The organism is Geomonas anaerohicana (assembly GCF_016458305.1).
Classification (GTDB): domain Bacteria; phylum Desulfobacterota; class Desulfuromonadia; order Geobacterales; family Geobacteraceae; genus Geomonas; species Geomonas anaerohicana.
Genome location: NZ_JAEMHL010000009.1, coordinates 12,447 through 24,881, shown reverse-complemented (window position 1 = coordinate 24,881; position 12,435 = coordinate 12,447). Strand labels below are relative to the sequence as shown.

4 protein-coding genes are annotated in these 12,435 nt (G+C 68.3%); all 4 read right to left on the bottom strand.

The features are described from left to right. Position 1: 1 nt before the first annotated feature. From JFN91_RS15810 to JFN91_RS15795, 4 genes are read right to left on the bottom strand one after another with little or no spacing between them, the layout of a single operon-like run. Positions 2 to 3,319: an O-linked N-acetylglucosamine transferase family protein gene (locus JFN91_RS15810; RefSeq protein ID WP_199390160.1), complete on the bottom strand. Its 3,318-nt coding sequence runs from the start codon at positions 3,317 to 3,319 to the stop codon at positions 2 to 4. Then, positions 3,316 to 7,209 (bottom strand): glycosyltransferase, encoded by a 3,894-nt coding sequence (locus JFN91_RS15805; protein ID WP_199390159.1) that lies wholly within the window; start codon positions 7,207 to 7,209, stop codon positions 3,316 to 3,318. Before JFN91_RS15805 ends, JFN91_RS15810 begins: the two co-directional genes overlap by 4 nt. Then, a complete protein-coding gene (locus JFN91_RS22405; RefSeq protein ID WP_199390158.1) occupies positions 7,206 to 9,413 on the bottom strand; it encodes a glycosyltransferase in 2,208 nt (735 codons plus the stop codon). Before JFN91_RS22405 ends, JFN91_RS15805 begins: the two co-directional genes overlap by 4 nt. A 56-nt stretch (positions 9,414 to 9,469) precedes the next feature. Beyond that, entirely contained in the window at positions 9,470 to 12,406 is a 2,937-nt protein-coding gene (locus tag JFN91_RS15795) for a CmcI family methyltransferase (RefSeq protein ID WP_199390157.1), read from the bottom strand. Positions 12,407 to 12,435: the final 29 nt, after the last annotated feature.

The following is a 12,435-nucleotide window of genomic DNA, read 5'->3' as shown; positions in this document are numbered from 1 at the left end:
GTCAGCTCCGGTACAGGGTGAGCTGGCGCAGGTAGTCGAGCCGGGTGCCGAAGAGCCGGCAGGTCCCGGGCGCCCAGCGCCTCATCTGCGCCACGGCTAGCGAGACGTTGGAGAGGCCGTTGCCCAGGAAATGGTCGCAGCGCGCGGCAAGGAGGGCGTCGATGAGCACCTCTTCCCCCAGGGCCCGGCGGCTCGCCTGCTTCTGGTAGTGCACCCCCTGCACGTTGGCGGTGCGGGTGGAGACGGTGTAGACCAGCCGGTCGCCGAAACGATCGCGGTAGCGGGCCAGGATACGGTCATCGTCGGTACTGAGGAAAATGCGCGCCTGCGGCGTGTCGCGCAACAGCCGCTCCAGTTCCGGGAGGTAGAGGGCGTTCAGCCGGACGAGCCCGGGGTCCTCGCCCACCTTGTCTCCCCCTCTCACGTGCAGCCCGATCACCGGCGCGCCGGCCAGATGCTGGCGGTAAAAGGCTTCCACCCGCTCCAGGACGCGCGGCTGCACCTTCAGGTAGCGGTCGAACAGGTAGAGGTAGAGTTCCTCGGTTGAGAGCCCGTGCAGCGGGTGCCCCGCGGGGATCCAGGGGGCGAGGTCGTTGACGGCGTAATGGAAGTCGCTCACCACGACCTCCTCCTTGCGTTCCAGGGCCCAGAGCGCGGAGCAGCGGGACCAGGGACCGTCGAACTTGGCCAGGTTCTCGTGGCGCACGTTGTCGCGCTGCCACTTGGGCGGGTAGAAGCTGCGCCGGCGCGAGATCAGGTCGGTGATGGTGACCTGCGACACCGGCTCGAAGAAGTTGTGGAACGCGTTCTCCAGCGGATCGTCGCTGAAGAGGGAATTGGGCCCCCAGTGCACCACCGGCGTGCGCCCCGTGATCTCTGCCACGAGGAACTGGCCCAGCACGTGGTTCACGTCGCTCCAGAAGCCGTAGCCCCAAGCCTTGATGAGCAGCAGGCGTTCCCCCGGCTCTTGCGGCGGCGGCAACTCGGCCGCCTGCTGCGCCTTGACCAGCAGGATGCGGGTGGCGCGCGACGCGTCTCCCTGTTCCAGGGCGCGGGAGAGTGCGGCCACCGCCGCGCCCGGCTGCCCGATGGCAAGGGCCACCGCGCCGATAGTGCGGCTCATGCGGGTGCTGTCGTAGCCGCGGTCTGCCAGGTAGCGGCAGATCAAGTCGGCGGGGGTGGTGAGCCCCGCGCTGCAGAGCAATTCGGCGCACTCGTCGAGGGTTTCGCTGGCGATCGTCCCCGGGCAGGAAGTATCTTGGTGCCCCTCATCGAGCGCCAGGGCCCGTGCCTGGTCGGCCGCGGCCTGGGCGTTCAGGGTGTCCTGGATTTCGGTAAGGGTCGACTTGTCGCCCGAGCGCAGCGGCACCAGAAAGCGCTGCAGGGCGGCATCGAGCCTCCCCTCGCGCAGCAGTTCGCGCCCCTCCTGTTTCGGGTCCGCAGCGGGAGGGGCGTGGCGGCGGCACCAGCGCCCCCAGGCAGCAAGAAATTCCAGCTCCAATTCTTTGGTGAAACCGGCGCCGTCGGTGAGCGTGCTGGCAGCCATGGTGGCGCGCAGCGTCTCCCTGAGCCCCTGCAGCCGGTGCCGGTCCAGGGCCAGGGCGTGGGCGATTTGGGCAAAGCTGCAGGCATCGTGGGCGACGAGACCGTCCAGGCCGACGCTGTGCAGGAGTGTCGCGCCGACGCGGGAGCGATGGGTGGAGCCGGCCAGCGTCACCACCGGGACCCCCATCCAGAGCGCCTCGCAGGTCGTGGTCGTGCCGTGGTAGGGGAAGGTGTCCAGCGCGATGTCGACTTTCCCGTAGAGGGCGAGGTGGTCGCGGTAGGAGGGGGTGTTCCCTACCAGTTCCAGCCGCCCGGTATCGATTCCGGCTGCGGCGAAGGCGTCCAGGAAGCGCTGCCTCCCTTTGGCGCACGCCAGCGAATACCCCTTGAGCAGCAGCCGCGAACCGGGCACCGCGCGCAGTACGTCGGCCCAGATAGCCAGGGTCTCGCCGGTGATCTTGGCCGGATTGTTGAAGGAGCCGAAGGTGATCTCACCCGAGGCGAGGCAGGGAGGCGGTGCGACGGCGGGGGCGTCTTTGGGGGGCGCGAAGCAGGAGAAGGTGCCCGGGAGCCGGATCAGCTCCTCGCTGTGGTAGCGCTCGGTCGTGCCGGGAGGGTCGCAGAAGGCGTCGCTGATGCGGTAGTCGATGCTGTCGAGCCCGGTGCTGAAGGGGTAGCCGATCCAGGTGACCTGTACCGGCGCCGGCTTGCGCGCGAAGAGCGGCAGTCGGTTTCCCGCGGAGTGGCCGGAAAGATCGACCAGGATGTCGATGCCGTCTTCGCGCAACAACTCCTCCGCCTGGTCGTCCGGGAGGCCGGCGATGTTGACGAAGCGGTCGCACAAACCGGCGAGTTCGCAACTCTTCGCGTCCGGGACGGCGACGTTGGAATAGCACAGCACCCGGAAGCGGCTCCGGTCGTGGTGGGCGAGGACCGGGGCGATGAAGCGGGCCACGGCGTGTTCGCGGAAGTCGGCCGACACGTAGCCGATGGTGATGACCCGGTCCGGGTCGGGGGCGTTGTCGTGGGGCTTGACCGCGCGGCGCTGCGAGGCCCCGAAGGCGGCATGCTCGGCGAAGATGGTTTCTTCGGCGACCTGGGTGCCGTAGAGGAGGGCGAAGAGCAGCGAACTGCGTGCCTCGAGGTAATCGGGCTTGAGCCGGAGCGCCTCGCGGTAATGGGCGATGGCCTCTTCGTGGCGTCCCTGCGACTTGAGCGCGTTGCCGAGGTTGTGGTGCGCCTCCGGGAAGTCGGGGCGCAGCCGCAGCGCCTGGCGCAGCGAGTCGATGGCGGCGGCGCCGTTGCCGAAGCGCTCGTAGAGGATGGCGAGGTTGCTGTGGGGTTCCGGGTAGCGTGGATCGAGGCGGATCGCCTCCTGGAAGCTTGCCTGCGCCTCTTCGCCGCGCCCGAGTTCGCTCAGGGCGAGTCCCAGGTTGTTGCGGTAGCCGGCGTGGCCGGGCTCCAGGCGGCAGGCCTCGGTAAGCTCGCCGGCGGCCTCCTCCATGCGTCCCACCCGCGCCAGGGCGAAACCCAGGTTGCCGTGCGCCTCGCTCCACTGCGGCACCAGCTGCGCCGCCCGCTCGAAGTGGGGGAGCGCCTCGCCGGGCCCGCAGAGCCGGTCCAGGGTGCAACCCAGGTTGAAGCTGGCCTGGGCGAAATAGGGATCCAGCTGCAGCACGCGCCGATAGCGCTCGGCGGCGCCGGAAAGGTCGCCGGAGGCGAACAGGGCGTTGGCCGCGGCAAAGACTTCTTTAAGGCTCTGGGACTCGGTCATGGCCGTTCCCCCGCCTTGAGCCGCGCTGCCAGGTCGGCAAGCGGCGCGGCCAGCTGATCCAGCCCCCCCCGCTGCAGGCCGCCGGCGTACTCGTTCAGGAAATCGGCGCAGTCAAAGCCTTGCGCCGCCAGGTGTGCCACCTCGGCCTCAGCGCCGGCGCGGTCCCCCTCAAGCAGCAGGCAGACCGCCAGCAGCGAGCGGGCCGCCGGGTAGCCCGGCCACTGGTGCAGCATGTCGCGGCAGCGCGCCAGCGCCGCCGCGGTGTCTCCCAGGTAAAGCTCGCACTTGGCCAGGTTGAAGGCGGCCTCCTTGAGGTCCGGGGCGAGTTCCGCACCCCGAGCGGCGTGGCTCCGCGCCTGCGGGTAATCCCCCAGGGAGAGGTACAGGTAGCCCAGGTTGAAATAGGCCTCGGCATGGTCCGGCTTGACCCCGAGCAGCCGCTGCCAGAGTTGTTCCGCCTCTGCGAAGAAACCAAGTTCCGTCGCCTGCCGGGCCAGCTCGGCCAGCGCCTCGTGGCTGGTTCCGGTCTCTTCCAGTTTCTGCAGACCCAGACGGTAGTAGAGTTCCTGCTTGGCGCGAACCGCGGCCTGGTCCAGCTTGCCGTAGTGGTGCACCGGGACGTCGCAGGCGTGGATCGGGATCTCCTCGCGCAGCAGGGAGGGTTCCAAGAGCTCGTGAACCGTTCCCTCGAAGCGCAACGTCGGGAGGTTGGGGAACAGGCGCACCTTATCGCTGCCGGTCCAGCCGCGCCCCCGCTCCTGTTCGGGGTACTCGCCGCCGTTGGCGACCCAGCCGCGCAGGGCCAGCTCACGGGTGTAGTTCCTGGTGGTGAAGGAGTAGGCAATGCGTTCCCCATTACGCACCAGGTCGGCCAGCGGCCCGAGGTCGGTCGGCGCCAGCACCTCGTCCGCGTCCAGCACCAGGATCCAGTCCCCGGCGGCCTGCGCCAGCGAGAAGTTCCTCGCTGCGGCGAAACTCCCGGTCCAGGGGAACTCGGACAGGCGGGCACCGAAGATGCGGGCGATGTCGCGGGTGCGATCGGTGGAGCCGGTATCGACCACGATCAGCTCGTCGGCCAGGCCGTGCACCGAGTCGAGTGCTGCGGCGAGGTTCCCCGCCTCGTCCTTGACGATCATGCAGACCGAGATGCTGCCGGCTCCCTTGGTGGCGGGGGGCGGGGCGCCGGCGAGTTCCCGGATCTGCAGGCCGGCATCGATGCCGGCGTCGTCGAGCCCGAAGCGCGCGGCGGCCCGCTCGATCTCACGGATCGCCTCGCCGTAGCGGGCGCTCCTGATCAGCAGTTCGATCAGGCCGTAGCAAAGCCCCTTGTGCTCCGGGTAGAGGGCGACCGCCTCGCGCAGGCGCTCCTCCTCGCGCGGCAGCAGGTCGAGCGCGGTGGCGTAGTCGTGGTAGCGGCCGAGTGCGGCGAGCTGCAGCGGGTCGAGGAGGAAGGCGCGCTCGGCGAGCTGCAGTCCCTGTTCCTTTTCCCCCCGCTCCCAGGCGATGGCCGCCAGCGCGCAGTAGGCGCGGGCGTAGCCCGGGTCGGCGACCAGGGCGCGGCGCAGCAGTTCCTCCGCCCGGTCCCGCTCGCCTGCCTGCAGCGCCAGCACCCCTTGCAGTTCGAGGAGTTCGGGTGCCTGGTCATCCAGCGCCGCGGCCCGCTCCAGTTCGGCCAGCGCCAGGTCGCGCTCCCCGACGGCCTCGTGGCAGCGCGCCCGCAAAAGGTGCGTCGCCTGCGCCTCCCCGGGCGGGACGTGAGCCAGCACCTCCAGCGCCTGGCGGCTCTGCCCCGCTTCGGCCAGCATCCCGGCCAGGGCGAGGTAGGGGGCAGGGGCACCACTGGCGAGACCGACCCCCTGCTCGAGCATGATATTTACCGCGTGCGTGAGCCTCCCGGCGCGGGCACGTCGGGTCCCGTCGACCGCCGCCCGCAGCCGCAACAGGTGCAAGGCCAGTTCCGGTTCCTGGGTCCCCGGCTCCCACTTGCGCTCCAGGAGCGGGCGTTCCCGGCGCAGCAGGAAATCCTCATCCGGCGTGCCGTAGCGGTGCACGAAGACGTCCCCGGCGGCGACGCAGCCGTACCCCTTCAGCGCCGCGCGCAAGGAGAAGTCCTCGGCCCAGGCGTCCGACGCGAAGCTGCCGTCCGGCTCGCCGACCTCTTCCAAAACTTCGCGCGAAAAGAGCAGGCAAAAACCGGCCAGGCGCGGCAGCACGATACGGCGGCCGTAGTGGGCGTCGGCAAAGCGTTCGGCGCAGCTGTCCAGCTCCGACAGGTTGCGGTAGTCGCAGGCAACCTTCCCCTGGGGGCCGGAAGCGCGGTTGGTCATGGGGCCGCACAGGGCGGCTTTCGGCTCGCGGGCCAGGGCGTCCAGCATGCGCGCCAGCCAGCCGCGGGTGACCACCACGTCCCCCTGCAAGAGGACCAGCTCCCTGCCCACCGCCTCGCGCAGACCGGCGCCGAAGGCGGACGCAGGGGAGCGCCCGCCGCAGTCGATCAGGAGGTGGCCGCTGCGCCCGTCACAGAATTCCTGCAGTTGCGCGAGCGCCGCCTCGTCGCTGCCGCGGAACACCAGGATCACCTCGTGCGGCTCCGGGGTATGGCGCTCGACGCTCTCCAGGCACTCGCGGACGCAGGCGGCGTCGTCGCCGGCGGCCACCACGATGGAGGTGAGCGGGTGCACCTTGGGGCGCAGCTCCCGCTCCAGGAAGGCGATGTTCTCGCGGGCCAGCGCGCTGTCCGGGTTGATCTCCAGGGCGCGCCGGTAGTGGGACAGGGCGGCCTGGTAGCGCTCCATGAGGACGAGGATCATCCCGGCGCAGAGGTGTGCCTCCAGGTCGTCCGGGTTGACGGCGATGAAGGCGGTCTGGTGCTGCAGCGCCTGGTACAGCTCGCTTTTCAGGAAGGAAAGGAGGGCGTCGCGGTAGCTGTCGTCGCCGGGCGCGATGATGGCGGCCTTCTCGAAATTCTTCTTGGCGTAGCCGATCTCTCCTTTCTTGTAGAAGATGCGGGCCAGTTCCAGGTGGAAGCGGGGCGCGCGTGGGTGGCGCCCGCTGAAGCGCTCCAGCTCGGGGAGGATGGAGCCGTCCCCGGCGTCGAGCCGCGCCGCAAGCGCCTGGAACTCCTGCCACTGTTCCGGCTCCAGCTCCACCGGCGGCGGGGCGAGCGGCGCGAAACGGGGGCGGTATTCCTTCTGCACCTCCAGGTATTCAAGGGTGGGGAGGTCCCCCTTGCGGGACACGGTCTCCTCGGAAAGCCAGTACAGCCCCAGGAACTGCGGCACGTGGATGAAGTCGTGCCTGAGCGCTGCGCGCAGCCACAGCTCGTAATCGGCGGCACTCCTGAAGCGCTCGTCGAAGTAGCCGATTGCGTCGTGCAGCGACCTTCTCCAGAGCGGGAAGGGGCCCACGCAGCAGAGCTCCAGGAGGTTCAGGCGGTCGAATTCGGGCCAGTCGCGGAAGCCGAAGGACTCGTGCCGCTCGAAGGTCGCGTTCTCCTGTTTGGTGATGCGCATGTCCGGGTAGGCGAGCACGCACTCCGGGTGCTCCCTCAGCGTCCGCACCAGCACCTCGTAGGCGTCCCTTCTCAGCCGGTCGTCCGTGTTGGCGTTGGTGACGAACTCGCCGGTGGCCATGCGGATGCCGCGGTTCCAGGCCTGGTACACGGTCTCGCGCTTCTCGGTCCTCAGATACCGGATGTTGTCGTAGCGGGCCTGGAACTCCTCCACGATGGCCCGCTCGTTGCCCGGCGAGGCCGAGTCGATGACGATGATCTCCAGTTCGGGCGCGATGGTCTGCGCCTCCAGGTCCTCGAGCTTGCCCCGCAGGAAGCGGTCGGCGTTGTAGGTGGAGACGATCGCCGAGACCAGGTAGCGGTTCGCTGCACTGCTCACAGGATCACCTCGTCGCCCCGGACCAGGATGGGGAGCGGCGCCGGCGGGTTGAAGGGCGCCTTCTCGGCGGCGAACAGCTCCCGCTCGCGGGCCAGCACCCGGTCGGCCTCCGCCGTGTACCCCGCCTTGTCCTTGGATTTCTGCAGCGGGTGGTCGCGGAAACCCGCCAGCAGGAGGTCCACCGAGAAGAGCCGCGCGCTCCTGAAGAAACGGGCCCACAGCTCCAGGTCGGCGGCAAGCGGCAGGGTCCCGTCGATGTAGGCCCCGCTGCGCTGCCACAGGGAACGGCGCCAGAACACCCCCTCCTGCTGGATGAACTCCTCGTCGGCCAGGTACTTTGCGCGCGAGTTCATGGGGAGGAAGGTGAGCACGTGCTTTTGCACGCCGTTCTCGTCGAAGCTGTTCGGGCGCCCCATGAGCCACTCCACCTCGGGTGCGGCTGCGAAGATGCGGGAGACCGCGTCGAAGGAGCCGGGGTGGAACTTGTCGTCGGCGTTGAGCCAGGTCATGATCTCGCCGGTCGAACGGTTGAGTCCTTCCTCGATGGCGGCGTACTGGCCGGCGTCCTTGTGGCTGCGCCAGAAGGAGATGTGCTTTTCGTAGCGCTTGAGGATGTCCACGGTGCCGTCGCTGGAGCCCCCGTCCAGGACCAGCAGCTCCAGGTTGGGGTAGCCCTGGGAGAGGATCGAGTCCAGGCAGGGCTCCAGGTAGCGGGCGTAGTTGTAGCTGGGGATTACCACGGAGAGGCGCGGGGGCTGCGGCGGCACTTTTGTGGACCCGGTGGACGCTGCGAGCGCCGTGGACCCGACGGAGGGCGCCGAAAGGGTGGGCGCAGAGCCGGCGGGTGGGGGCGGAGCCACGGGGGCGGCGGCGCCGGACGACAGGGCCTCCGCCGGGGACATGAGCTCGCGGTAGAGCGCGCTGTAATGCGCGGCCTGGGCTTCCAGGCTGTAGGTGGCAAAGGCGCGCTGCCGGGCCTTTTCCCCCATCCCCTGCGCCTCGGGATGGAACAGGGTCCAGCGGATCCCGTCCGCCAGCGCCTTGACGTCGCGCGCGGGGGCGACGAAGCCGGTCTCGCGGTGCAGCACCATGTCCGGAATGCCACCGACGTCGAAACCGACCACCGGCACGCCGCAGAGCATCGCCTCCACCACCGTGTTGGGGAGGTTGTCCTCGATGGAGGGTATGGCGAACACGTCGGCCATGGAGTAGAGCGCCGCCAGCGTCTCCTCCTCTTCGACGTACCCCAGGTTGATGATGGGAAGGTTGAGCTGGTTGCGCAGTTCTTCCTGCAGCATGCCGAAGACGGCCAGCACCAGGTTCTCGCCGGAGAGCCCGCGCAGGGCCTCCAGCAGGTAGATGAACCCCTTGCGCTCGTTGGCCAGGTTCTCGGCGCCGAAGAGCACTACCTTGGCCCCCTCGGGGACGCCGTAGCCCCGGCGCACCTCGTCGCGTCTGGCGAAGGGGCGGAACACCCCGGTGGGGAAGCCGTTGGGAATGACCCGGACGGGGAAAGGGGAGAGCAGCGAGCTCTCGGAGGCGGTCGCAGCGAGCCAGCGGCTGGGGGCCACCGGGTGCAGGTCGAGCTGCCGGTAGCCGGCCATCTTCGCCTGCCATCCCTCATGAGAGATGTCGGCGGGGTCCTGTGAACCGAGCATCGGGCAGCTGCCGCATTCCCGGAGGAAGTTGGTGCAGCTCCCGGCGTAGTGGCAGCCGCCGGTGAAGGGGTTCATGTCGTGCATGGTCCAGACCACCTTCTTGCCCCGGAAGGCGGTCGCGGCGTTGTGCCAGTTGATCAACCCCGGCACCCAGTGCAGGTTGATGATGTCCGCCTCCTGGATCTCGCGCGCGCAGTGCAGCTCGACTTCGGAGTAGTCGTCGGTGAAGATCTCGATGGCCTTGTGGCGGTTGGGATAGCTGTAGATCTTCTCGCACCAGTAGGTCCAGACCCGCTGCGAGTAGGCGACGTTGGGCGGGTACAGCATCGGGCAGTCGATGGTCCCCTCGACCTTGCCGTGCGGGATGGCCCTGACGGTGGGGTCGTCCCCCTTGCGGTTGAGGACGATCATGGTGGAGTCGACGCCGCTCAGGCACAGTGCCTGGTGCAGACGGTACGCGGCCTTGCCGGCCCCTCCGAAGTTGGTATGGGAAAGGTGGACGACTTTGATCGGGTTGTCGGCCGGGCGGTTGTGCTGGTTGGTCACGGTGTCTCCTGGATATCACGGGTCCGCTCCCCCCATCGGGGGAGCGGACGGAGCAATCAGCGGGGCTTGCGGTAGGCGCGCACGGTGGAGAAGACCCCGGGGATGATGGGGAGCTGCGGCTGGGTCTGGGTCGGGTCGGTAGGATGCAGCAGCGGGAGATCGATCCGCTGGCAGCGGTAGGTCTCCTCCATCAGTTCCTGGCAGGCCTGCCGGATCCCCGGCTCGTTGTTGCCGTGGTGGCTCAGGATGGCGGCACGGTTGGCGTCGTCCATGGCGGGGAGGTAGTCGTGGAACAGCATGATCCCTCCCGGGGCGAGCAGCGGGTAGTAATCCAGGATGTCCTGTTTCACCCCCTGGTAGGTGTGGTCGCCGTCGATGAACATGAACTCCGGGAGCCGCCCCGGCTCCAGCATGACCGAGAGCCGCTGGGCGGCCTCGTGCGAGAGGAGCGGAAAGTGGATCACGCTGCCGCTTAGCTTCTGCACCACCTCGTGGAACTGCTGGGTCCCCCCCGGCTCGACGCAGAGCCCCTGGAACTGGATTCCCAGCCGGTGCAGGGCCTGGTTGATCAAGACCAGCGACGCCCCGCTGTAGGAGCCGATCTCCACGAAACGGAGCAGCGGGCCCTGCGGGACGAGCTCCTTTCTCAGGGCGTAGTAGAGCTGGAAACGCTCGTTGGCCGACATCTGGCTCTGAATCCCCTTGGGCGCCGGATCATCTTCCCTGAACTCGCTGATGAGCCCCTTGTCCAGCAGGTGGTTTTCCGGGTAGGGGACGCTCCGGGGGGTGGGGTAGACCAGGTTGCCGCTGCGGTGCGCCTCGGCCACCTCCCGGTTGGGGGTGGTCCTCTTCAGGAAGCCGTTGGTGCACCAGGTGAGGTTGTAGCCGAAGAAGTCGCAGTAGCGCCCCTCCATCTGGTAGTCGCCGCCGTGACCCGCCAGGAACTCCTTGATGGCCCGGTGCGGGCCGGAGCTGTAGGTGGCGTCCATGCCGAGATCGGAGATGATGCCGTCCTCGACGATGATGGTTTCCCCCTCGGCCAGGTAGCGGTGGAAGAAGGAGAGGACGTGGCTGCTGGTCTCGTAGGAGTGGTCGGCGTCCTCGATGACCAGGAGCGGGCGCGGCAGGGTCAGCATGAATTCCGGGGAAAAGCTCTCCGCCAGGTCGCGCCCGTCCCCCTCCACGAAGGTCACCCGGGGGTGGCTCACCTTTTTGACCCCCACGATGTCCAGTGAATAGACGTGGCCGTCGATGCCGAAGTTGTCCAGCATGTCTCCCAGCCACAGGGCGCTGCCGCCGTCCTTGGAGCCGATCTCGATGATGGTGCGCGGCTTCTTGTCCCAGATCAGGATCGGGTAGATGGCGAAGTCGAACGGGTTCTTGATCATGGGGACGCCGCGGTAGCTGTAGTTGTGGCTGGTGTTCTGGATTTCCAGCAGGGTCTCCCGGGGGAGCGAGGTCTGGTAACCACGCTGCGCGGTGGGGATCTCCGGGCGCGGCGGCTTGACCAGCAGGGGGGTGAGGTGGGCGGCCATGGCGGCGGCTTCCTTGTGCCCCGGATTTTTCGCCAGCTCGCTCTTGAGCTCTTCGAGGGCCTCCTCGTGGCGGCCGACCTGGTCCAGGGATACCGCGTACAGGTAGTGGAGCCCCGGCACGTGGAGTCCGAAGCCGATGGCCTGTTCGGCCAGCCGCATCGCCTTGATGGCCCGTCCCGCCTGGAGGTGCTCCACCGACTCGTTGATGCAGCTCTTCACTTTTTCCTCGACCGACTGCTGTGCGGTTCCCTGTGTCATGGTCTCTTTTCCTTTGTCTGTGATTGTTGCGCCAGTAGCTGCTGCCGTGTCCTCGCCGGTCGGCGCGGCGGGAGGCCCTTTGCCGCGTGTGGGGGGAGGGACGGGAGTCCCTTTGGCGGCCAGGGTTTCCCTGATCAGCTCGTCCATCCCGAAGGCCAGCTTGTCCATGGCGTAGTCGGCCAGGCAGCGCTGCTGCCCCCGCCGGGCGATCTCCTCGCGCGCCTGGGGATGATCCAGATAGTAGCGGACCTTCTCCACCAACTCCCCCGGGCTCGCGTAGGTCTCCAGCTCCCGCCCCGGCTCGAAGTAGCGGCTGATGTTGGCCTGGTAATCGGTGAGGAGAAAGGAGCCGCTCCCCGCCGCCTCGAAAAGCCGCATGTTGCCCGCCTGCTCGTTCCCCATGTCGCACTGCACGTTGAGGGCGATCCTGCCCCGGCGCAGGGTGCGGAACATGTCCATCCCCCAGACGGCCCCGTGGTTGTGCTGCGCGATTTCCGGCGCGAACCCTTCCAGGGGCTCCGGGATGAAACAGTCCACGGCGAACTTCCCCGGCCCCGAGGCGGCGTAGAGTTGGTTCAGTACCTCCCGGCGGCGGTGATGGTCGCCGGAGACCTGCCCCGTGAAGACCACGTCGTAGCGCTTCTCCTCGGCCGCCACCGCCCGCGCCACGTGGGGAGGGAAACCGGGCATGAAGAACCGGGTGCCGCGCGCCCCGCGTTTTTTGGCCAGCTCCAGCGAGAATTCGAAGTTGGAGATGATGAGGTCGAACTCCGACCAGTCCGTCTCCTGCGGCACGCTCGAGGCGCGCCAGCCGAACACCATGGCGGGGCGGTAGGAGAGGGCCCTGACGAAGCCGCTGTCGAAGAGGATGGGGTCGCTCGTGTAGAGGATGTCGGGGCGGAAGGCCTCCACCTGCTTCGCGGTGACCTCGTGGATGGTGAGGTCGGGGCGCTGCGCCAGGGCGAGCTCGCCCTGCTCGGCCAGCCACCGCCTTTGCAGCGGCTCGCAGTTCACGATCAGCATGCGGCTGTCGTAGCCGGCTTCCTTCAAGTACGGGGCGAAGACGTGGGAGGCGCCGAAGCCGTCCTCGAACAGTGCCTCCAGCTGCACTTGGTACGGCTGCTGGGCAAGCCCCGGCCGGCTGTTGTAGAAGTGGGTCAGGTAGACCGGGTAGAAGGTCAGGATTTGCAGGAATTTCATAGGCCTATACAGTCTCCGCTGCGCCCGGT